Source organism: Telluria sp. AZSoR62 (assembly GCF_058111565.1).
On record NZ_JBYTST010000011.1, the window covers coordinates 177,965 to 198,755 of the forward strand.

22 protein-coding genes and 1 tRNA gene are annotated in these 20,791 nt (G+C 64.2%); all 23 read left to right on the forward strand.

From position 1 onward, the window contains the following. The first annotated feature begins 172 nt into the window (after positions 1 to 172). The 23 genes from plsX (at position 173) to AC3XQU_RS17895 (ending at position 20,791) form a co-directional block, all read left to right on the forward strand. Positions 173 to 1,198, forward strand: coding sequence for a phosphate acyltransferase PlsX (plsX, locus tag AC3XQU_RS17785; protein ID WP_489875491.1), 1,026 nt, complete (start codon positions 173 to 175; stop codon positions 1,196 to 1,198). A 24-nt stretch (positions 1,199 to 1,222) separates the two neighbouring features. Then, on the forward strand, positions 1,223 to 2,209 hold the full coding sequence (locus tag AC3XQU_RS17790) for a beta-ketoacyl-ACP synthase III (RefSeq protein WP_489875492.1): 987 nt from the start codon (positions 1,223 to 1,225) through the stop codon (positions 2,207 to 2,209). Between the two features lie 92 nt (positions 2,210 to 2,301). Beyond that, entirely contained in the window at positions 2,302 to 3,240 is a 939-nt protein-coding gene (gene fabD, locus AC3XQU_RS17795; protein ID WP_489875493.1) for an ACP S-malonyltransferase, read from the forward strand. 35 nt (positions 3,241 to 3,275) lie between these two features. Further along, entirely contained in the window at positions 3,276 to 4,013 is a 738-nt protein-coding gene (fabG, locus tag AC3XQU_RS17800; protein WP_489875494.1) for a 3-oxoacyl-ACP reductase FabG, read from the forward strand. Positions 4,014 to 4,182: 169 nt separating this feature from the next. Then, positions 4,183 to 4,422 carry an acyl carrier protein gene (gene acpP, locus AC3XQU_RS17805; RefSeq protein WP_020653257.1) on the forward strand — a complete coding sequence of 80 codons (240 nt, stop codon included), beginning with the start codon at positions 4,183 to 4,185 and terminating at the stop codon, positions 4,420 to 4,422. A gap of 38 nt (positions 4,423 to 4,460) precedes the next feature. After that, positions 4,461 to 5,708 (forward strand): beta-ketoacyl-ACP synthase II, encoded by a 1,248-nt coding sequence (gene fabF, locus AC3XQU_RS17810; protein WP_489875495.1) that lies wholly within the window; start codon positions 4,461 to 4,463, stop codon positions 5,706 to 5,708. Positions 5,709 to 5,859: 151 nt separating this feature from the next. Then, positions 5,860 to 6,354 carry a protein YgfX gene (locus AC3XQU_RS17815; RefSeq protein ID WP_489875496.1) on the forward strand — a complete coding sequence of 165 codons (495 nt, stop codon included), beginning with the start codon at positions 5,860 to 5,862 and terminating at the stop codon, positions 6,352 to 6,354. Between the two features lie 61 nt (positions 6,355 to 6,415). Beyond that, the gene (gene rpoE / locus AC3XQU_RS17820) at positions 6,416 to 7,018 is read left to right on the forward strand and encodes an RNA polymerase sigma factor RpoE (RefSeq protein ID WP_489875497.1); all 603 of its coding nucleotides are present in this window, start codon (positions 6,416 to 6,418) and stop codon (positions 7,016 to 7,018) included. A gap of 59 nt (positions 7,019 to 7,077) precedes the next feature. Further along, on the forward strand, positions 7,078 to 7,500 hold the full coding sequence (locus tag AC3XQU_RS17825; RefSeq protein ID WP_489875498.1) for an RseA family anti-sigma factor: 423 nt from the start codon (positions 7,078 to 7,080) through the stop codon (positions 7,498 to 7,500). Between the two features lie 154 nt (positions 7,501 to 7,654). Next, on the forward strand, positions 7,655 to 9,115 hold the full coding sequence (locus tag AC3XQU_RS17830; RefSeq protein ID WP_489875499.1) for a DegQ family serine endoprotease: 1,461 nt from the start codon (positions 7,655 to 7,657) through the stop codon (positions 9,113 to 9,115). Continuing rightward, complete coding sequence (locus tag AC3XQU_RS17835) at positions 9,112 to 9,381, forward strand: glutaredoxin family protein (protein WP_489875500.1); 270 nt, start codon at positions 9,112 to 9,114, stop codon at positions 9,379 to 9,381. Before AC3XQU_RS17830 ends, AC3XQU_RS17835 begins: the two co-directional genes overlap by 4 nt. Positions 9,382 to 9,737: 356 nt before the next feature. Next, complete coding sequence (gene lepA / locus AC3XQU_RS17840; RefSeq protein WP_489875501.1) at positions 9,738 to 11,531, forward strand: translation elongation factor 4; 1,794 nt, start codon at positions 9,738 to 9,740, stop codon at positions 11,529 to 11,531. Further along, entirely contained in the window at positions 11,532 to 12,461 is a 930-nt protein-coding gene (gene lepB / locus AC3XQU_RS17845) for a signal peptidase I (RefSeq protein ID WP_489875502.1), read from the forward strand. It abuts the gene before it with no gap. A 14-nt stretch (positions 12,462 to 12,475) separates the two neighbouring features. Further along, positions 12,476 to 12,850 (forward strand): DUF4845 domain-containing protein, encoded by a 375-nt coding sequence (locus tag AC3XQU_RS17850; RefSeq protein WP_489875503.1) that lies wholly within the window; start codon positions 12,476 to 12,478, stop codon positions 12,848 to 12,850. A gap of 91 nt (positions 12,851 to 12,941) precedes the next feature. Next, on the forward strand, positions 12,942 to 13,709 hold the full coding sequence (gene rnc / locus AC3XQU_RS17855; protein WP_489875504.1) for a ribonuclease III: 768 nt from the start codon (positions 12,942 to 12,944) through the stop codon (positions 13,707 to 13,709). Further along, on the forward strand, positions 13,706 to 14,644 hold the full coding sequence (gene era / locus AC3XQU_RS17860) for a GTPase Era (protein ID WP_489875505.1): 939 nt from the start codon (positions 13,706 to 13,708) through the stop codon (positions 14,642 to 14,644). Before rnc ends, era begins: the two co-directional genes overlap by 4 nt. A 31-nt stretch (positions 14,645 to 14,675) precedes the next feature. After that, the gene (gene recO / locus AC3XQU_RS17865) at positions 14,676 to 15,482 is read left to right on the forward strand and encodes a DNA repair protein RecO (protein ID WP_489875506.1); all 807 of its coding nucleotides are present in this window, start codon (positions 14,676 to 14,678) and stop codon (positions 15,480 to 15,482) included. 34 nt (positions 15,483 to 15,516) lie between these two features. After that, positions 15,517 to 16,299 carry a pyridoxine 5'-phosphate synthase gene (locus AC3XQU_RS17870; RefSeq protein ID WP_489875507.1) on the forward strand — a complete coding sequence of 261 codons (783 nt, stop codon included), beginning with the start codon at positions 15,517 to 15,519 and terminating at the stop codon, positions 16,297 to 16,299. Then, positions 16,296 to 16,697 carry a holo-ACP synthase gene (gene acpS, locus AC3XQU_RS17875; RefSeq protein WP_489875508.1) on the forward strand — a complete coding sequence of 134 codons (402 nt, stop codon included), beginning with the start codon at positions 16,296 to 16,298 and terminating at the stop codon, positions 16,695 to 16,697. Before AC3XQU_RS17870 ends, acpS begins: the two co-directional genes overlap by 4 nt. A gap of 136 nt (positions 16,698 to 16,833) precedes the next feature. Then, positions 16,834 to 18,825: an excinuclease ABC subunit UvrC gene (gene uvrC / locus AC3XQU_RS17880; RefSeq protein WP_489875514.1), complete on the forward strand. Its 1,992-nt coding sequence runs from the start codon at positions 16,834 to 16,836 to the stop codon at positions 18,823 to 18,825. A 347-nt stretch (positions 18,826 to 19,172) separates the two neighbouring features. Then, positions 19,173 to 19,841, forward strand: coding sequence for a PEP-CTERM sorting domain-containing protein (locus AC3XQU_RS17885; protein ID WP_489875509.1), 669 nt, complete (start codon positions 19,173 to 19,175; stop codon positions 19,839 to 19,841). Between the two features lie 193 nt (positions 19,842 to 20,034). Further along, positions 20,035 to 20,613, forward strand: a complete 579-nt coding sequence (gene pgsA, locus AC3XQU_RS17890; protein WP_489875510.1) for a CDP-diacylglycerol--glycerol-3-phosphate 3-phosphatidyltransferase — start codon at positions 20,035 to 20,037, stop codon at positions 20,611 to 20,613. A 102-nt stretch (positions 20,614 to 20,715) separates the two neighbouring features. Continuing rightward, positions 20,716 to 20,791 (forward strand) — tRNA-Gly (locus tag AC3XQU_RS17895).

A 20,791-nucleotide genomic window follows, 5' to 3' on the forward strand; every position in this document is an offset into this window, starting at 1 on the left:
AGCGGTGCGACGTATGTTTTCTGCGTGGCGCCGCTTTTTCTTTCGCATTCCGGTTTACTGCGGCTCCCACCAGAGCGCTCGCTACCTTGAATTGCGCGGACAGCGGCTGGCCACAAGCCACGCCCCGATCCCCACTGCCGCCCGCTTTGCGTGAGCCGGCAAATCCCAGCAAATGACCATCACAATTTCCATTGACTGCATGGGCGGCGATCACGGCCCCTCGGTGACGATCCCTGCAGCCCTCTCGTTTCTCAAAAAACACGATGACGTCCACCTGATCCTGGTGGGCCTCGATGCGACCCTGCGCGCAGAATTAAAAAAACACCGCGCCGAGTCGCACCCCCGCCTGACGCTGAAGAACGCCACCGAAGTCGTCGAGATGGACGACCCGCTCGAGATCGCGCTGCGCAAGAAAAAAGATTCCTCGATGCGCGTCGCGGTCGAGCTGGTGAAAGACGGCAGCGCCAATGCCAGCGTCTCGGCCGGCAACACCGGCGCCCTGATGGCAATCTCGCGCTATGTGCTCAAGACCATGGCCGGCGTCGACCGTCCGGCGATCTGCTCGATCATGCCGAACCAGAAGAACGGCCCGACCTACATGCTGGACCTGGGCGCCAACGTCGACTGCGAGCCGCATCACCTGCACCAGTTCGCCATCATGGGCTCGGTGCTGTGCTCGGCCATGGAACACATCCCGCGCCCGACCATCGGCCTGCTCAACGTCGGCACCGAGGACATCAAGGGCAACGACATGGTCAAGGCCACCGGCGAACTGCTGCGGGCCGACCATGCGCGCGGCAAGCTCAATTTCCACGGCAATGTGGAAGGCAACGACATCTTCAAGGGCACGGTCGACGTGGTCGTCTGCGACGGCTTCGTCGGCAACGTCACGCTCAAGGCCGTCGAAGGCCTGTCGCGCTTCGTCAAGTCGGTGTTCACCGAGAACATCTTCTCGATGGCCGGCGCCTTGCTGGCCCGTAAATCGCTCAAGAAGCTCAATCCGGAACGCTATAACGGCGCCGGCTTGCTCGGCCTGAAGGGCCTGGTCTTCAAGAGCCACGGCGGGGCCAATGCCTATGCCTTCGAGTGGGCGCTCCAGCGCGCCTACGATGCGGCAAAATACGATGTACTGGAGCAGCTGTCGGCGCTGATCGCCGAACTGATGCCGACCTCGCCAGGCGAAGAGCGCCAGGCGTAACCAACCCAGCAGGATGGTGGAGCAATGACTCTGTATAGCAAGATCACCGGCACCGGCAGCTACCTGCCGGCCAACCGCGTCAGCAACGAGCAGCTGGCAGCCCAGCTGGCGCAACAGGGCGTCGAGACGTCCGACGAATGGATCGTCTCGCGCAGCGGCATCTCGAACCGCCACTATGCGGCGGCCGACGAGAATTCCTCCGACCTGGCCGTGCACGCCGCACGCAAGGCGCTGGAGATGGCCGGCAAGCAGCCCGGCGACATCGAACTGGTGATCGTCGCCAGTTCCACCCCCGACTACCACGGCAGCTTCCCGAGCACCGCCTGCATCGTGCAGCAAAAGCTCGGCATGGCCAACAACAGCGCCGCATTCGACGTGCAGGCCGTGTGCAGCGGCTTCGTGTATGCGGTCGCCACGGCCGACGCCTTCATCCGCTCGGGCATGTATAAAAGCGTGCTGGTGATCGGGTCGGAAGTATTCTCGCGCATCCTCGATTTCACCGACCGCACCACCTGCGTGCTGTTCGGCGACGGCGCCGGCGCCGTGGTGCTGGAAGCCTCGCCGGAAGCCGGCATCCTGGCCACGAAGCTGCATGCCGACGGCAGTCATGCGAACATCCTGTCGATCCCGGGCAACCTGGCCGGCGGCGCGGTCGCCGGCAGCGGCTTCCTGTACATGGACGGCCCGGCAGTGTTCAAGCTGGCCGTCACCGTGCTGGAAGAAGTCGCGAAGGAAGCGCTGGCCCACGCGCAGATGCAGCCGTCCGACATCGACTGGCTGATCCCGCACCAGGCCAATTTGCGCATCATGAAGGGCACGGCCAAGAAACTCGACCTGCCGATGGAAAAGATGGTCGTCACCGTCGATCAGCACGGCAACACCTCGGCCGCCTCGATCCCGCTGGCGCTGGACGCAGCCGTGCGCGATGGCCGCGTCAAGAAGGGCGACAATGTCTTGATGGAAGGCGTTGGCGGCGGCTTTACCTGGGGCGCGGTGCTCGCGCGCATGTAAGTCCAGGTGCAGCGCAAACCGTTCGCCGCGCCCGCGGCGAACGTGGGGCCGCGGGCCCCGTCATCCACAACAATACAAGAAGAGATAACACGATGAGCAAATTCGCATTCCTGTTTACCGGGCAGGGCGCCCAGGCCGTCGGCATGCTGAACGGCTTCGCCGGCAATCCAGTGGTCGAGCAGACCGTGCAAGAAGCATCCGACGCCCTCGGCTTCGACCTTGGCCGCCTGATCGCCGAAGGCCCGAAGGAAGAGCTCGACCTCACCACCAACACCCAGCCGGTCATGCTCACCGCAGCCGTGGCCGTCTACCGCGCCTGGATCGCCGCCGGCGGCCCGGCGCCAAGCATGGTCGCCGGCCACAGCCTGGGAGAATATTCGGCCCTGGTCGCCGCGGGCGTGATCCAGTTCAAGGATGCGGTGCCGCTGGTGCGCTTCCGCGCGCAATCGATGCAGGATGCGGTGCCGGTCGGGCAGGGCGGCATGGCCGTCGTGCTGGGCCTGCAGGCCGACGAGGTCCGCGCCGTGTGCGCGGAGGCGGCCCAGGGCGAGGTGGTGGAAGCCGTGAACTTCAACGAGCCGACCCAGATCGTCATCGCCGGCCATGCGGCCGCGATCGACCGCGCCTGCGAGATCGCCAAGGCCAAGGGCGCCAAGCGCGCCATGAAGCTGTCGGTCTCGGCGCCGTTCCACTCGTCGCTGCTCAAGCCGGCATCGGATCGCCTGCGCGACTACATGGAAAACATCGCTTTTTCGGCGCCACGGATCGATTTGATCAACAACGTCGACGTGGCGGTCCTGCACGATCCGGCGGCGATCAAGGATGCGCTGGTGCGCCAGGCGGCCGGCCCGGTGCGCTGGGTCGAGACCATGCAGAAGATGGCGGCAAGCAGCATTACCCAGGTCGTCGAATGCGCACCGAGCAAGACCCTGGTCGGCATGGCCAAGCGCATCGACCCTGCGCTGGTGGGCGACGCCCTGGTCGACCAGGCCGCGCTCGAACGCGTGCTGGCGTCGCTGCAGGCAGCTTGAGCCTGCCTGAACTAGATTACTACAAGAGGAAAAGCATGAACCTGCAGAACCAAGTTGCCCTCGTGACCGGCGCCTCGCGCGGTATCGGCAAAGCCATTGCGCTGGAACTGGCGCGCCAGGGCGCGAAAGTCGTCGGCACCGCCACCAGCGACGCCGGCGCCCAGGCCATCACCGATTACCTGGCTGAATTCGGCGGCAAGGGCCTCGTCCTGAACGTCACCGACGCCGCCAACTGCGCCGCCGTCGTCGACGAAGTGCAGAAGGGCTTTGGCAGCCTGTCGATCCTGGTCAACAATGCCGGTATCACCCAGGACAACCTGGCCATGCGCATGAAGGACGACGAGTGGGACAGCGTCATTTCCACCAACCTGAACGCGGTCGGTCGCCTGTCGCGCCTGGTGCTGCGCGGGATGATGAAGGCCAAGCATGGCCGCATCATCAACATCACCTCGGTGGTGGGCGCCTCGGGCAACCCGGGCCAGATGAACTACGCCGCCGCCAAGGCCGGCGTGGCCGGCATGACCCGCGCCCTGGCGCGCGAGATCGGCAGCCGCAATATCACCGTCAACTGCGTGGCGCCCGGTTTCATCGACACCGACATGACCCGCGGCCTGGGCGAAGGCCAGCACGAGGCGCTGCTCACCCAGATCCCGCTGGGCCGCCTGGGCCAGCCGGAAGACATCGCCCATGCGGTGGCTTTCCTGGCCGGTCCGCAGGCCGCCTATATCACCGGCACCGAATTGCACGTCAATGGCGGCATGTATATGAATTAATGTGACACACTGCGGTTTCACTCGCGGCTTTGCGGTGGAACCGCCGTATTCACATCTTTTAGCTGTAATTTCGGCGGACTTAGCAGGAATCGCCGAAAGTAGTTTTTCACCGCGCAAACCTGATAAAATGCGCGCACTTTCCGCAACACATACCTAATGGAGCCATAACATGTCGGATATCGAACAACGCGTTAAAAAAATCGTCGCTGAGCAGCTGGGTGTTGCAGAAGCAGACATCAAAATCGAATCCTCGTTCGTTGACGACCTCGGCGCCGACTCGCTGGACACCGTGGAACTGGTGATGGCACTGGAAGACGAGTTCGAAATGGAAATCCCTGACGAGCAGGCTGAGAAGATCACCACCGTCAAGCAAGCCATCGACTACGCCACCGCGCACGTCAAGGCCTAAGTAGTAGATCGCGCTTTAAAAGTTTTTGGGAGAATCGCTTGAGCCGTTCACGCAACCGCCGTGTCGTCGTTACCGGCCTGGGCTGCATTTCACCAATCGGCAACACGATTGCCGAGGCGTGGGACGCGGCGCTGGCAGGTAAGTCTGGCATTGCCAACATTACCAAGTTCGATGCGTCGCAGTTCACGACCCGTTTTGCCGGCGAAGTGAAGAACTTCGTCGTCGAGGACTACCTGCCGGGCAAGGAAGGCCGCCACATGGATAGCTTTATCCATTACGGCATGGCAGCGGGCATCCAGGCCCTGCAGGATTCGGGCCTGGAAGTGACCGACGAGAACCGCGACCGTATCGGTGTGAACATCGGTTCGGGTATCGGCGGCCTGCCGATGATCGAAGCCACGAAAGAAGAATACACGGCCAAGGGCCCGCGCCGCATTTCGCCGTTCTTCGTGCCGGCATCGATCATCAACATGATCTCGGGCGATCTCTCGATCAAGTACGGCCTGCGCGGCCCGAACCTGGCCATCGTCACCGCCTGCACCACCGGCCTGCACTGCATCGGCGCCTCGGCGCGCCTGATCGAGTACGGCGATGCGGACGTGATGATCGCCGGCGGCGCCGAGTCCACGGTATCGCCACTGGGCCTGGGCGGTTTCGCCTCGGCACGCGCGCTGTCCACCCGCAACGACGACCCGGCCACCGCCTCGCGTCCGTGGGACAAGGACCGCGACGGCTTCGTGCTGGGCGAGGGCGCCGGCGTGATGGTGCTCGAAGAGTACGAACACGCGGTCGCACGCGGCGCCAGGATCTATGCGGAAGTCATCGGCTTCGGCATGAGCGCGGACGCCAACCACATCACCTCGCCGGTCGAGGATGGCAGTGGCGCGGCGCGCTGCATGGTCTCGGCCCTGAGCAACGCCGGCCTGAACGCCAGCGAAGTCCACTACGTCAATGCACACGGCACCTCGACGCCGCTGGGCGACGCAGCCGAAGTGCGCGGCATCAAGCGCGTGTTCGGCGACCATGCGCAGAAGCTCGTCGTGAACTCCACCAAGTCCATGACCGGCCACCTGCTGGGCGGCGCGGGCGGCCTGGAATCGGTATTCACCGTGCTGGCGATCCACAAGCAGGTGTCGCCGCCGACGATCAACCTCTTCAACCAGGATCCGGAATGCGACCTGGACTTCTGCGCCAACACGGCGCGGGACATGAAGATCGATTACGCGGTGAAGAACTCGTTCGGTTTCGGCGGTACCAACGGCACCTTGGTGTTCGCAAAAGTTTAAGTTTGTTCTGAACTAGCGTCCCCCATCCCAGTCCAATGGGATGGGGCGTCTGACGGCCTGGACCATTCGGTCCTGCGCATCTCTGCTTTTCCGCTCGACGCTCCGGCCGGCAGCGCCCTTTCTTTCTCCACTCTTTCGCCTGTCCGTCCGCATGTCGATCGCGATGACCGTCGTCGTTGCGCCGTCGCGCCGCCTGCGTGTGTTGCTGGCCGGCTTCGGCGCCTGCCTGTGCGCGGCCGCGCTCGCCGTGGGCTGGCTGGCGCCCGCGCGCTTCGCCGCAGCGCCGCTTGTGGCGGCTGCGCTGCTGTTCGCCGGGCTATGCATGGCGCATGCGACCTGCCGCGCGCCGGCGGTGAATCGGATTGATATTTCTGGACCCGGCCAGCTACGGCTGGCGGTACAACAGGATGTGGGGAAGCAAGCGAACGGCGGCGTGCCGGTAACGCTCCTGCCCGGTTCGACGCTGTGGCCGCGGCTCATGCTGCTGCGCCTTGGCGGCGCCGGCGGCGCGGCGGGCAGGGCCTGCCGCACCGTCCTGGTGTTGCCCGACAGCGTAGAGCCTGGCGCCTTCCGGGCCCTGGCGGTGGCGCTGGGCGGCATCGGCGGGCAGCTTGCTGGCTCATCCATAGAACACAAAATACTTTGAACTTATTGCAGCGAGCCAACTCTTATGGAAGAGGGCCGCTGCAGCCGATGGGGCGTGGTCCGTGACGACAGAACGCGAGGGTGATCAGTTGTTGGTGGAACGGGTCCAGGCTGGCGACCGGGGAGCATTCGACCTGCTCGTGGCGAAATACCAGCGTCGCCTGATGCGCCTGGTGTCGCGCCTCGTCCACGATCCGGCGGAAGCCGAGGACGTGGTGCAGGAAACCTTCATCAAGGCCTATCGCGCCCTGCGTCACTTCCGTGGCGATTCAGCCTTCTACACCTGGCTGTACCGCATCGGGATCAACACGGCAAAGAATTTCCTTGTCACCCAGGGCAGAAGGGCGCCGACCTCCACCGAGGCCGATGCCGAAAAAGCCGAAGGCTTCGAGGACGCAGACAGCCTGCGTGATATCAATACGCCAGAGTCTATGCTGGCGAGCAAGCAGATTGCCCACACGGTGAACGCGGCGATGGAAGCATTGCCGCTGGAACTGCGCACGGCGATCGTATTGCGCGAAATAGAAGGACTCAGTTACGAGGAAATCTCTGAAGTGATGGCGTGTCCAATAGGTACCGTGCGTAGCCGGATTTTCCGCGCGCGCGAAGTCATTGCCGAGAAATTGCGCCCTTTGCTCGATTTCCCGGTTGACAAACGCCGGTAGGTCGCGGGATCGTAGACGGGCGGGTAATTTTGAACATACCGATGCGGCAAGGCAACCAGATGGACACGAATAAAAAAATACGCGAAACGATTTCGTCCTTCATGGACGACGCATTGTCCGATGCCGACGCCGAGCTGGCGCTTGCCGGTTTACGGGAGCGCGACGGCATCGAGGCCTGGCGACTCTATCACGAGATCGGCGATACCCTGCGCGCCGAAACGGACGGCCCGGCGCTGTCGCCCGGCTTCGCCGCCCGGCTGGCCGAGCGCCTGGCCGCCGAGCCCGTCCCCCTGCGGCGCGAGCCGCGCAAGCCGGAACTGCCCCTCGATACGCTGGCGGCCATCGCGCCGGCCGTGGTGGGTGCGAACGGGCCCGCGAATGGGCCGGTCAACGGTGCTGCGGCGGTGGTGGAGCCGGCGGTGCAGGGGGCGCAGCACGAGGTGCAGCCTGCGCAGGCCAGTTCCGTTACCAAGCGCCTGTAGGGCGGTGGGCAAGAGATCCGCCCACCCCGCGAAAAACGAACCGCAAGCGTCCCATCCTCGCGATCCGCATGGCGCCGCACGCCCGCGCACTCCGCGACAATTCCCCTGTTTTGGCTTACCATAAAGTCAATCTCAGCCTTCTCATTCGAACCCCATGACCAGTAAAACTGCCAGCCTGATCCTGTCAGGCCTGCTGCTCTCCGGCGCCAGTGCGCTCTTTGCTCCTGCGGCGCTTGCCGCCGCCCCGGTGCAGACGCCGGTCGTCACCGGCCTGCCCGATTTCACCGACCTGATCGACAAGGTCGGTCCGGCCGTTGTCAACATCCGCACCACCGAGCGCGTGCAGCGCAACGGGGGCGTGCCGGGCGAAGAAGAGATGCAGGAATTTCTGCGCCGCTTCTTCGGCGGCCAGATCCCGCGCGGGCGCCGCGGCGCGCCGCAGGCGCCGGGCGGCGCCGACGAGCAGCAGGTCACGCGCGGCGTCGGCTCCGGCTTCATCATTTCCAACGACGGCTTCGTGCTGACCAATGCCCACGTGGTCGAAGGCGCCGACGAAGTCACGGTCACGCTGACCGACCGCCGCGAGTTCAAGGCCAAGGTGCTGGGCAGCGACCGCCGCTCGGACGTCGCGCTGCTCAAGCTCACCGCGACCAACCTGCCGTATTTGCGCACCGGCGACTCCAGCAAGATCCGGGTCGGCGAATGGGTGGTGGCGATCGGTTCGCCTTTCAACCTCGACAACACCGTCACCGCCGGCATCATCTCGGCCAAGTCGCGCGACACCGGCGAATACCTGCCGCTGATCCAGAGCGACGTCGCGGTCAACCCGGGCAATTCGGGCGGCCCCCTGATCAACATGCGCGGCGAAGTCATCGGCATCAATTCGCAGATCGCCACGCTGTCGGGCGCCTACAACGGCATTTCGTTCGCCGTGCCGATCGATGAAGTCATGCGCGTGGCCGACCAGCTCAAAACCACCGGCAAGGTCACCCGAGGCCGCCTGGGTGTGCAGATCAGCGAAGTCACGCGCGACGTGGCCGAGTCGCTCGGCCTGGGCAAGGCGCGCGGCGCCGAGGTGTCCATGGTCGAAGCCGGCGGCCCGGCGGAGAAGGGCGGCATCAAGGTCGGCGACATCATCCTCAAGTTCAACGGCCAGGCCATCGACACCACCCGCGACCTGCCGCGCGTGGTCGGCGCCACCCGCGTCGGCACCCGCGCCACCGTCACCGTCTGGCGCCGCGGTACCCAGCTCGAGCTGCCGGTGACGGTCGTCGAACTGCAGGACGAGAAAGTTGCCGCCACCCGCCCGGCGCCAAAAAAGGGGGCGCCGCAGGGCGTGGCCAATGCCCTCGGCCTCGTGGTGGCCGACATCACGGCGGCCCAGCGCGCCGAACTCGGCGCCGATGCCGGCGTGCTGGTCGAGAACGCCGACGGCGCCGCGGCCCTGGCCGGGATCCGCGTGGGCGACGTGATTTCGCAGGTCGGCAACACCCCGGTCACCAGCGCCGCCCAGTTCAATGGACTGGTCGCCAAGCTCGACCCGAAAAAGCCCGTGGCCCTTCTGGTGCGCCGCGAGAACGTGTCGCAGTACGTCGTCGTGAAGCCGCGTTCATGACGCGCAGCGTGCCGTTCACCCTGTATTCGCGCAGCTACTGCCATCTGTGCGAAGACATGCGCCTGGCCCTGCTTGCCCTGCAGGGGCCCGGCGAGCGCTTCGAAGTGGCCGTGATCGACGTCGACGCCGATCCGGCCCTGGTGGAGCGTTTCGACGAGCTGGTGCCGGTCCTGTTCGGCGATCCGGCCGGGCTGGAGCTCTGCCATTACTTCCTCGACGCCCGGGCCGCCCGCGCCTGGGCGGACAGCTGCGCAGCCGCCGCCTGAGCCCCGTTTGCGCCGCAGGCCGGGCCCCTGGCCGGCGCAAACCGCGCCAATCCGTGCAGCCGCGGCCAAAAACCGGCTTTCTGCCGCCTATCCAGCCCTGAATTGGGCTTTCCGCTCTGGAATCCGGTAAAATACCGGGGTCGGAAAAGCGTCTGCACGTTGCAACCTCTTTCTTCCGCTTGATGAAGCGCTTCGGCCGGGGACCGGCATGCTCCCCACGGAGCGCTTTTCGCATTTGATCCGTCGCCTTGCGCCACCCTCCGTGCCGAGTTTTTCGCCGGCTGGTGTGCCGCTCACTGCGCCGTATCGTGGCCTCGCCGCACTGTCCGCGGCCTTTTTGGTTTTGAGCTTTGTTAATGAACAACATACGTAATTTCTCCATCATCGCCCACATCGACCATGGCAAATCGACCCTGGCCGACCGCATCATCCAGCTGTGCGGCGGGCTGTCGGATCGCGAAATGGACGCACAGGTGCTCGATTCGATGGACCTCGAGCGCGAGCGCGGCATCACCATCAAGGCCCAGACCGCGGCGCTGCAGTACAAGGCGCGCGACGGCCAGGTCTACAACCTGAACCTGATCGACACCCCCGGCCACGTCGACTTCAGCTATGAAGTCTCGCGCTCGCTGTCGGCCTGCGAAGGCGCGCTGCTGGTGGTCGACGCCTCCCAGGGCGTGGAAGCCCAGACGGTCGCCAACTGCTACACCGCGCTCGACCTGGGCGTGGAAGTGGTGCCGATCCTGAACAAGATCGACCTGCCGCACGCCGATCCGGACAACGCCAAGAAGGAAATCGAAGACGTCATCGGCATCGATGCGACGGACGCCACCGTGTGCTCGGCCAAGACCGGCCTGGGCGTGGAAGACGTGCTGGAAACCCTGATCGCGCGCGTGCCGCCGCCGAAAGGCGACAAGGAAGCGCCGCTGCAGGCCCTGATCGTCGACTCCTGGTACGACCCGTATGTGGGCGTGGTGATGCTGGTGCGCGTGATGAACGGCACCCTGCGCCCGAAAGACAAGATCTTGCTGATGGCGACCGGTTCGGTGAACCTGGTCGAGAGCGTCGGCGTGTTTACCCCGCGCTCGGTGCCGCTGCAGGAACTCTCGGCCGGCCAGGTGGGCTTCATCATCGCCGGCATCAAGGAACTGACCGCCGCCAAGGTGGGCGATACCGTCACCCTGGCCGGCAAGCCGGCGCCAAGCCCGCTGCCGGGCTTCAAGGAAGTCCAGCCGCAGGTCTTCGCCGGCCTGTTCCCGGTCGAGGCGAACCAGTACGACGCGCTGCGCGACTCGCTGGAAAAGCTGAAACTGAACGACGCCGCCCTGATGTACGAGCCGGAAGTGTCGCAGGCACTGGGCTTCGGCTTCCGCTGCGGCTTCCTGGGCCTGCTGCACATGGAGATCGTGCAGGAACGCCTCGAGCGCGAGTTCGACATGGACCTGATCACCACCGCGCCAACCGTCGTGTACGAAGTCGAGATGCGCGATGGTTCGATCCTGCGCGTGGACAATCCGTCGAAGATGCCGGAGCCGTCCAAGATCAACGAAGTGCGCGAGCCGATCGTCAACGTCAACCTCTACATGCCGCAAGAGTACGTCGGCTCGGTCATGACGCTGTGTAACGGCAAGCGCGGCGTGCAGATGGACATGGCCTACCACGGCCGCCAGGTCAAGCTGCACTACGAAATCCCGATGGCCGAAATCGTCCTCGACTTCTTCGACCGCCTGAAGTCCACCTCGCGCGGCTATGCCTCGATGGACTACGAGTTCAAGGAATACCGCGCTGCCGACGTCGTGAAAGTCGACATGCTGATCAACAGCGAGAAGGTCGATGCGCTGGCGATCATCGTGCACCGCGCCAACGCCCCTTACCGCGGCCGCCAGGTGGCCGCCAAGATGCGCGAACTGATCCCGCGCCAGATGTTCGACGTGGCGATCCAGGCCGCGATCGGCGCGACCATCATCTCGCGCGAGAACGTCAAGGCGCTGCGCAAGAACGTGCTGGCCAAGTGCTATGGCGGCGACATCTCGCGCAAAAAGAAGCTGCTCGAGAAGCAAAAAGCCGGTAAGAAACGCATGAAGCAGGTCGGTTCCGTGGAAATCCCGCAGGAAGCCTTCCTTGCCATTCTCCAGGTGGAAGACAAATAAATGGACCTGCAACCCATCCTGGGCAGATTTGCCCTGATCCTGTTCGTCTTGATGGTTATCACGGGCATCATCTGGTGCCTGGATGTGTTCGTCTTCGCCAAGCAGCGCCGCCGCGCGGCGGACGCGGCACTGGCCGAGTTCGACGCGCGCACCAACAAGCTGACCGCCGAAGGCATCAAGGTCGACAGCACCGGCAAGCGCGCCGAAATCGAGGCGGCCCACTTGCGCCAGCCGACCTGGATCGAATACTCGGGCAGTTTCTTCCCGATCATCGCCATGGTCTTCGTGCTGCGCTCCTTCCTGTGGGAGCCGTTCAAGATCCCATCCTCGTCGATGGTGCCGACCCTGCTGGTGGGCGACTTCATCCTCGTGAACAAGTACGCCTACGGCATCCGCCTGCCGATCATCAACAAGAAGGTGATCGACATCGGCGACCCGCAGCGTGGCGACGTGATGGTGTTCAAGTATCCGAAGGACATGAGCCAGGATTACATCAAGCGCGTCATCGGCGTGCCGGGTGATACCATCAGCTACGAGAACAAGCGCTTGACCGTAAACGGCAAGCCGGTCGCCTACACCCCGATGGACGACTACCTGGACGACCAGCACCCGGTCTACCACAAGCAGTTCACCGAGAACCTGGCCGGGGATGGCAAGGCCGTGCCGCACCAGATCCTGAACACGAATGGCAAGCAGGTGTTCGACCTCGGCGCCGTCGAGAACTTCCCCCACCGTGAAGCATGTGACTATTCCTACGATAAATTTACCTGTATCGTACCGGAGGGCAACTATTTCATGATGGGCGATAACCGCGACAACAGTGCCGACAGCCGCTATTGGGGCTTCGTACCGGACAAGAACATTGTTGGCAAGGCGATCGTCGTCTGGATGAATTTCGGCAATCCCAAGCGGATTGGCGGCATCCAGTAACCGGGAGAACCACCATGCGTCAAAAGCAATCCTTTACCCGCGAAGCCGGCGTCTCGCTGACCGGCCTGATGTTCGTGCTGGCCGTGCTGGGCCTGGGCGTGGTGCTGGCCTTCAAGCTGATGCCCGCCTACCTGGAATACGGCGCGGTCAAGGACGCCATGGCGCGGGCCAAGGAAGCTGGCGGCACGCCGCGCGAAATGCAGGTAGCCTTCGACAAGAGCGCGGGCGTCAACGACGTGACCGCACTGCGCGGCCGCGACCTGGTCATTACCCGCGACGGCGGCGAGACGCAGCTCAGCTTTGCCTACGAGAAACGGGTGCCGCTGATGGGCAATGTCAGCCTGGTCATCGACTTCGCCGGCAGCACCGAGGCGGGCGCTGCCGAGTAAGGCACGCCATCGGCAAGCTACGAACAGGACAGCAAACGATGCTCGATCAACACACGACCGCACAATGAATCTCCAGTTATTGCAAACACGCTTGGGTTACACGTTTCGGGACATGGGCCTGCTCCAGCAAGCCCTGACCCACCGTAGCCATAGCGCGCTGCATAACGAGCGCCTCGAATTCCTGGGCGACTCGATCCTGAACTGCGTCGTGGCCTCGATCCTGTACGAACGCTTCAACACCCTCGACGAGGGCGACCTGTCGCGCCTGCGCGCCAACCTCGTCAAGCAGCAGTCGCTGTTCGAGATCGCCCAGAAGCTCGAGCTGTCGCAATTCCTGCGCCTGGGCGAGGGCGAGCTGAAATCCGGAGGATTCCGCCGGCCTTCGATCCTGGCCGATACCCTCGAAGCCCTGCTGGGTGCGATCTTCCTCGACAGCGGTTTCGACGCCGCGCGCGACGCCATCCGCGCCTTCTATATCCCGCTGCTCGATACGGTCGACCCGGCCACCCTCGGCAAGGATGCCAAGACCCTGCTGCAGGAATTCCTGCAAGCCAAGCGCATCGCGCTGCCGACCTATAACGTGGTAGCCACCCATGGCGCCGCCCACAGCCAGGAATTCGAGGTCGAATGCCTGGTGCCGAAACTGAACGTGCAGGTGTTCGGCCGCGGCGGCAGCCGCCGCGCCGGCGAACAGGCCGCCGCCCGCCTGGCGCTCGAGGGCGCCCAGGCGGCGCTGTCGAAGTCGCCTGCCGCGCGCAAGGCCAAGCCGCGTGCCGCCCAGCTCAAGCTGGCCGGCATCGCCACCATCCAGACGGACGCTAGCACGCCGCCGGAACAACCAGGAACAACCTCAGCATGAACACCGATAGCATCGACAACGGCAGCAGCATCGAAGGCGCCGGCAGCATCCCCGAACATTTCCGCTGTGGCTATATCGCCATTGTCGGCCGTCCGAACGTCGGCAAGTCGACCCTGATGAACGTGCTGATCGGCGCCAAGGTGTCGATCACCTCGCGCAAGGCCCAGACCACGCGCCACCGCATCACCGGCATCCAGACCCGTGACGACGCCCAGTTCATCTATGTCGACACGCCCGGCTTCCAGACCCGCCATGCGAATGCGCTGAACAAGACCCTGAACAAGACCGTGTCGAACACGCTCACGTCCTCCGACGTGATCCTGTTCCTGGTCGAGGCCGGCACCTTCGGCCCGGCCGACCAGCAGGTGCTGGACCTGCTGCCGACCAATGTCCCGGTGGTGCTCGTCATTAACAAGTCGGACCGCGTCAAGGACAAGGCCGTCCTGATGCCGTTCGCCCAGAAGGTCGCCGCACTGCGCGAATTCACGGCCATCGTGCCGGTGTCGGCCAAGATGCGCTTCCAGGTCGATGCGCTGGAAAACGAGATCAAGCGCCACCTGCCCGAGAATGCGCCGGTGTTCGGCCCGGACGACATCACCGACCGCAGCGAGAAATTCCTCGCCGCCGAGATCGTGCGCGAGAAGGTATTCCGCCTGCTGGGCGACGAGCTCCCCTACACCAGCACGGTGATCATCGAGCAGTTCCTGCAAGAGGGGAATCTGCGCCGCATCTTCTGCGCGATCCTGGTCGAGCGCGATACGCACAAGTCGATGATCATCGGTAACAAGGGCGCCAGACTGAAAGAAATCTCGTCCCAGTCGCGCCTGGACATGGAAAAGCTGTTCGGCGGCCCCGTGTACCTGGAGATCTGGGTCAAGGTCAAATCCGGCTGGGCCGACAACGAAGCGGGCCTGCGCGCCTACGGCTACGAGTAAGACCCAGGCGCCGGAGGACCGACCCCCACGCATGCCCAGCCAAGACACCATCGCCACGCCGGACGCACCTGACCAGGCGCAGCCGGCCGCCCCGGCAGCGCCCAAGCGCAGCCGTCCTCCCGTGCGCGAGACCCGCGTTACCGGCCAGCCGGGTTTCGTCCTGCACAGCTATCCCTACAAGGAAACCAGCCTGATCGTGGACATGTTCACGCGCGACTACGGCCGCGTGGGGCTGGTGGCAAAAGGCGCCAAGCGGCCGCTGTCGAAATTGCGCGGGGTGCTGCAGACCTTCCAGCCGCTGTCGGTCTCGTTCAGCGGCAAGTCCGAACTGCGTACCCTGATCGATGCCGAATGGGTGGGCGGCATGTTGCCGCTGGAGAAAACGCCGCTGCTATGCGGCTTTTATCTGAACGAATTGCTGGTCAAGCTGATTGCCCGCGACGACAAGCATCCGGCCCTGTTCGACCACTACGTGTCCACCCTGAACCAGCTCGCGCACGGAGAACCTGTGCCCATCGTCTTGCGAAAGTTCGAACGGGCCTTACTTAAGGAAACAGGCGTCGCTGCCGACCTCGGCCGTTGCACGACGACCCGCGGGGCGGTCGATCCAGGCTGCGACTACGTGGTCGATCCGGAAAGGGGCGCGCGCGCGGCCGGCATGGGCGAGGTCTGGCCTGTCGTGACGGGCAAGACCCTGCTCGACATGGAACGCGAAGATTATGCCGACCCGTCCACCCAGGCCCAGAGCAAGCAGCTGATGCGCTTCTTGCTGGCGCACCACCTGGGGGGCGCGCCGCTGAACACGCGCCAGATCCTGATCGACCTGATGCAGTTATGAACAAAGTTAACGCCAACGTTTACAAAGAGCCAGAATGAGCTTCCTGCAACCCGCCGGCCCCGTCATCGACCTGGGCGTGAACATCGACCACATCGCCACCGTGCGCAATGCGCGCGGCACCACCTACCCGGACCCGCTGCGCGCGGCGCTGCTGGCCGAGCAGGCCGGCGCCGACCTGATCACGCTGCACCTGCGCGAAGACCGCCGCCACATCAAGGATGCCGACGTCATCGCGCTGCGCCCGATGCTGGCCACCCGCATGAACCTGGAAGCGGCGGTCACGCGCGAGATGATCGATTTTGCGTGCCAGGTCAATCCGCAGGACGTCTGCCTGGTGCCCGAGCGGCGCGAGGAAGTCACCACCGAGGGCGGCCTGGACGTGATCCGCTACTTCAAGGAAGTCGAAGCCGCAACCCGCCAGCTAAAGGAAGAGGGGATCCGCGTCTCGCTGTTCATCGACGCCGACCCGGCCCAGATCGAAGCGGCCGCTGCCGTGGGCGCCACCGTGATCGAGCTGCACACGGGCCGCTATGCGGAAAGCGAAGGCGAGGAAGCGCTGCGGGAGATCGAGCGCATCAAGATCGGCGTGCATGCCGGCAGGCAGCGCGGCCTGCGCGTGAATGCCGGCCACGGCCTGCACTACACCAATGTGCAGCCGATCGCGGCGATCGCCGACATCCATGAGCTCAACATCGGCCACGCCATCGTCGCCCACGCGCTGTTCGCGGGCTGGGAAAACGCCGTGCGCGAGATGAAGGCGATCATGGTCGCGGCGCGCCTGGGCCACGTCCTACCCGCGTTGAGGAACCCGGCATGATCTACGGCATCGGTACCGACATCGTCCAGATCTCGCGCGTCGAAGCGGCGCTGGCGCGCAGCGGCCCGCGCTTTGCCGAGAAGATCCTGGGTCCCCAGGAACTGGAAAAATACCACGCGCGCAGCGCCAAGAACGCCGCGCGCGGCCTGAGCTTCCTGGCGACCCGCTTTTCGGCCAAGGAAGCGTTCTCGAAGGCGATCGGGCTGGGCATGCGCATGCCCATGACCTGGCGCTCGGCCCAGGTCGTCAATGCGCCGGGTGGCAAGCCTGTCATCGTCTGCAGCGGGGCGCTCGAGGAATTCATGCGCGCCAACCGCTTGACGGCGCAGGTATCGATCAGCGACGAAGCCGACTACGGCGTCGCCTTCGTGATCGTCACGCAGGACGGCAACGGCTAGAATACAAGCGCGATCGGGCAAGCGACAGACAGTGGGCAAGTATCAAGTACCCGCACCGGCGGAGCCGGCGCAGGATGACACCGTGGTGGAACCGGCAGCAGCCCCCGCGGTCTTCGTGGCGGCGGGCGGGGCGGCAATGCCCGCGGCTCCGCGCAAACCGGCGCGCGCCCCCTCCACCGGCAAGACGAACAAGCCAGTGCCGCGGCCGCGCGCACGGCCGGACAGTTGGCAGGCGATGAAAGAAGAATTGAAAGCGACATTGAAGGAAGACGCGCAAGACCCGGTCAAGCCCACCGAACAGGCGCGCCTGCGCGTGCTCGAGACCGTCGCCAAGCTGCCCGACCTGCCGGGCGTCTACCGCTATCTCGACGCCAACGGCAATGTGCTGTATGTCGGCAAGGCGCGCAACCTCAAGAAGCGCGTGTCGAGCTATTTCCAGAAGACGCTGTCGAGCCCGCGCACCGCGATGATGGTGTCGCAGATCGCGAACCTGGAAACCACGGTCACCAGCAGCGAAGCCGAAGCACTGATCCTGGAAAACAACCTGATCAAGTCGCTCAAGCCGCGCTACAACATCCTGTTCCGCGACGACAAGAGCTACCCCTACATCAAGATCTCGAGCGGCCCGGCGCCGCGCATGGGCTACTACCGCGGCGCGCTGGACAAGAAGAACCAGTACTTCGGCCCGTTTCCCTCCGCGTGGGCGGCCAAGGAATCGATCCAGCTGCTGCAGAAGGTGTTCATGCTGCGCACCTGCGAGGACAGCGTGTACGCCAACCGCACGCGTCCCTGCCTGCTGCACCAGATCGGGCGCTGCAGCGCGCCGTGCGTGAACCTGATCGAGCCGGACCAGTACCTGCTTGATGTCGACAATGCCGCGCGCTTCCTGCGCGGGCGCCAGACCGAGGTCCTGCAAGACCTCGAGCAGAAGATGCAGTCGTACGCGATGGAGCTCAAGTTCGAGCAGGCCGCCAGCGTGCGCAACCAGATCCAGGCGCTGTCGAAAGTGCTGCACGCGCAAAGCATGGAAACCGTGGGCGACGCCGACGTCGACGTGATCGCCGTGGTGGTGCAGGGCGGGCGCGCCTGCGTCAACCTGGCGATGGTGCGCGGCGGGCGCCACCTGGGCGACCGCGCCTACTTCCCGACCCATGTGGGCGAATCGCTGGGCGAGTGCCCGATCGAAGTGGAGGTGCTGTGCGCCTTCCTGGCCCAGCACTATTCCGGCCAGTTCATCCCGGGCACCCTGATCCTGAACATCGAATTCGACCAGCCCGACCTGATCGTGGCGCTATCCGAGCAGTGCGGCCACCGGATCAACCTGATCTTCCAGCCGCAGGGCCAGCGCCGCCAGTGGCTGGAAATGGCCTGCAAGGGCGCCGAGCTGGCGCTGGCGCGGCTGCTGTCCGAACAGGGCTCGCAGCAGGCCCGCACCACCGCGCTGGCCGACGTGCTGGGACTGGACCACGACACGCTCGACGAGCTGCGCATCGAATGCTTCGACATCAGCCATACCGGTGGCGAGGCGACCCAGGCATCCTGCGTGGTGTTCCACCACCACCAGATGCAGAACGGCGAATACCGCCGCTTCAACATCAACGGCATCACGCCCGGCGACGACTACGCCGCCATGCGCCAGGTGCTGACGCGCCGCTACGAAAAGGTGGCGAACGGGGAGGGCGTGATGCCGGACATCGTGCTGGTCGACGGCGGCAAGGGCCAGGTGGAAATGGCGCGCCAGGTGTTCGTCGAGCTGGGCCTGGACATCGGCATGATCGTCGGCGTGGCCAAGGGCGAAGCGCGCCGGGTGGGCCTGGAAACCCTGATCTTCGCCGACAGCCGTGCGCCCCAGGAACTGGGCAAGGAATCGGCCGCGCTGATGCTGGTGGCCATGATCCGCGACGAGGCGCACCGCTTCGCCATCACCGGCATGCGTGCCAAGCGCGCCAAGGCCCGCCAGGCCTCGCGCCTGGAAGAGATCGAAGGCATCGGCGCCAAGCGCCGCCAGCGCCTGCTGGCCCGCTTCGGCGGCCTGCGCGGGGTGGTGGACGCCAGCGTGGAGGACCTGATGTCCGTCGAGGGGATCTCGAGCACGCTGGCCGAAGAGATCTACCGCCAGCTGCATTGACGGAAGCGGCAGGGGCGCGTATGTTCCCTGCCGGCCTGCACCTTTTATTCCCCATTGATTCCGGCTGGACAATTCCGTCCGCTACCCCGCGCGCATGTTTGCCTGCCGATCGATGCAATCGACACGTAATTAATATCATCAAATTGAGACTCGGAAACTAACCCGAAACACATATTTTCGGGTATGACACACGGCCTCTCACCTTTGGTAGTGCCGACGAATTTGACGATTTTGCGTTCCAGATTTTGGCACGGATTCCAAGTGCTTGTATTTACTAATATTTACTCCTTGGCATGATTTATGCTTATAAAGTAATGCAGTATTTATAACCATAAAGGGATCGTGCCATGAAAGCCTCGTTACTCAAGAACCTGATGATCACCACTGTCGCCGCTACCGCATTCGCGGCCGGCGCAGTCCAAGCAGCCCCCGTGTCGTTCACCATCACCGCAGCAACCGTCACCGGCGGAACCGGCTACGGTACGGAAACCACCGAAAGCAATGCGTCGACGCTGCTGGACGTGCTGTTCCCGACCACGGCCATCGCCACCCAGAATTTCGCCCTGACCGTGGGCGGCATGCCATACACCTTCAATATCGGCAACATCGTCTTCCGCGAGGCGAACGGCAACCCAGGCATCACCGCCGGTGAAACGGACAACCTGGGCGTCACGGCGACCTTCACCTTTACCGCCCCGGCTGGCGGCGGCACCAAGATCGTCACCACGACCGGTGTGGCGGATCTGGGCCAGACCCAGGATAACGTCACCGATTTCTCGATCGACTGGGCGCCGCTGACCGTCGGCTTCGGCACCTATGGCAAGTACCAGATTTCGCTGAACGACCTGTTCTTCGACGGGCGTGACCAGTCGAACGCACGTACCCGGATGCAGAGCGCCACGGTCACCCTGCTGAGCGAAGACGTTCGTCCTGCCGATGTGCCCGAGCCGGGTTCGCTCGCGCTGGCAGGCCTGGGCATGCTGGCTGCGGCCACGGTGCGCCGCCGCAAGCAGTAATCCTGCCCGGGAGGGCGACGAGAGACTGTGCGGCTCGCCGCGCAGTTTTTTTCGCGCATTTTTCCGGAAAGCCGGGCAGGGCGAGAGGGTAGCGGCAGGAATCTCGGGGATACGGTCGCGTCACCTAGTCCAATTGGCAATAGCCATGTAGACTAGCGGCGCAAACTTTCATTCCTGTAATCAGTGCTTCCCTATGCCTTTCAACATCCCGATTCTCCTGACCTGGTTACGCGTAGCGCTGATTCCCCTCGTTGTAGGCGTCTTCTACCTTCCCACCCACTGGCTGCCGCTGGCCGACCGCAACCTGGCGGCGACCCTGGTGTTTACCATTGCCGCCATCACCGACTGGTTCGACGGCTTCCTGGCGCGGCGCTGGAACCAGACCTCCGCCTTCGGCGCCTTCCTCGACCCGGTAGCGGACAAGCTGATGGTGGCCGGCGCCTTGCTGGTGCTGGTGCAGCTCGACCGGGTCAATGCCATCATCGCCTTCATCATCATCGGCCGCGAGATCACGATCTCGGCCCTGCGCGAATGGATGGCCCAGCTCGGCGCAACCAAGTCGGTCGCCGTCAGCTCGCTGGGCAAGATCAAGACCGCCGCCCAGATGACGGCGATCCCGATGCTGCTCTTCCATGACGTGCTGTTTGGCATCGACACCCATTACTGGGGCGAATACTTCCTGTGGCTGGCCGGCGTGCTGACCGTCTGGTCGATGTTCTACTACCTGCGCCGCGCCTGGCCGCTGATCAAGGAGAAGGCGTCCAGCCTGTAATATTGGGATTGTAGAAATGTTCTGCGTCATCCTTGACGTATGGAATAGAATCTCTATAATGCCTGCCTGTTGCGACAACATCGCAGCAGGATGGTCGACAAAGCGGGAGTAGCTCAGTTGGTAGAGCGCAACCTTGCCAAGGTTGAGGTCGAGAGTTCGAGACTCTTCTCCCGCTCCA

Coding starts and splice junctions, on each gene's coding strand:
- plsX (WP_489875491.1), top strand. CDS start 173: ATGACCATCACAATTTCCATTGACTGCATGGGCGGCGATCACGGCCCC.
- AC3XQU_RS17825 (WP_489875498.1), top strand. CDS start 7,078: ATGGACACGAATAAAAAAATACGCGAAACGATTTCGTCCTTCATGGAC.
- AC3XQU_RS17790 (WP_489875492.1), top strand. CDS start 1,223: ATGACTCTGTATAGCAAGATCACCGGCACCGGCAGCTACCTGCCGGCC.
- AC3XQU_RS17870 (WP_489875507.1), top strand. CDS start 15,517: ATGAGCTTCCTGCAACCCGCCGGCCCCGTCATCGACCTGGGCGTGAAC.
- era (WP_489875505.1), top strand. CDS start 13,706: ATGAACACCGATAGCATCGACAACGGCAGCAGCATCGAAGGCGCCGGC.
- fabD (WP_489875493.1), top strand. CDS start 2,302: ATGAGCAAATTCGCATTCCTGTTTACCGGGCAGGGCGCCCAGGCCGTC.
- AC3XQU_RS17815 (WP_489875496.1), top strand. CDS start 5,860: ATGTCGATCGCGATGACCGTCGTCGTTGCGCCGTCGCGCCGCCTGCGT.
- AC3XQU_RS17850 (WP_489875503.1), top strand. CDS start 12,476: ATGCGTCAAAAGCAATCCTTTACCCGCGAAGCCGGCGTCTCGCTGACC.
- acpP (WP_020653257.1), top strand. CDS start 4,183: ATGTCGGATATCGAACAACGCGTTAAAAAAATCGTCGCTGAGCAGCTG.
- uvrC (WP_489875514.1), top strand. CDS start 16,834: ATGCCCGCGGCTCCGCGCAAACCGGCGCGCGCCCCCTCCACCGGCAAG.
- AC3XQU_RS17830 (WP_489875499.1), top strand. CDS start 7,655: ATGACCAGTAAAACTGCCAGCCTGATCCTGTCAGGCCTGCTGCTCTCC.
- lepB (WP_489875502.1), top strand. CDS start 11,532: ATGGACCTGCAACCCATCCTGGGCAGATTTGCCCTGATCCTGTTCGTC.
- lepA (WP_489875501.1), top strand. CDS start 9,738: ATGAACAACATACGTAATTTCTCCATCATCGCCCACATCGACCATGGC.
- recO (WP_489875506.1), top strand. CDS start 14,676: ATGCCCAGCCAAGACACCATCGCCACGCCGGACGCACCTGACCAGGCG.
- acpS (WP_489875508.1), top strand. CDS start 16,296: ATGATCTACGGCATCGGTACCGACATCGTCCAGATCTCGCGCGTCGAA.
- pgsA (WP_489875510.1), top strand. CDS start 20,035: ATGCCTTTCAACATCCCGATTCTCCTGACCTGGTTACGCGTAGCGCTG.
- fabG (WP_489875494.1), top strand. CDS start 3,276: ATGAACCTGCAGAACCAAGTTGCCCTCGTGACCGGCGCCTCGCGCGGT.
- AC3XQU_RS17885 (WP_489875509.1), top strand. CDS start 19,173: ATGAAAGCCTCGTTACTCAAGAACCTGATGATCACCACTGTCGCCGCT.
- AC3XQU_RS17835 (WP_489875500.1), top strand. CDS start 9,112: ATGACGCGCAGCGTGCCGTTCACCCTGTATTCGCGCAGCTACTGCCAT.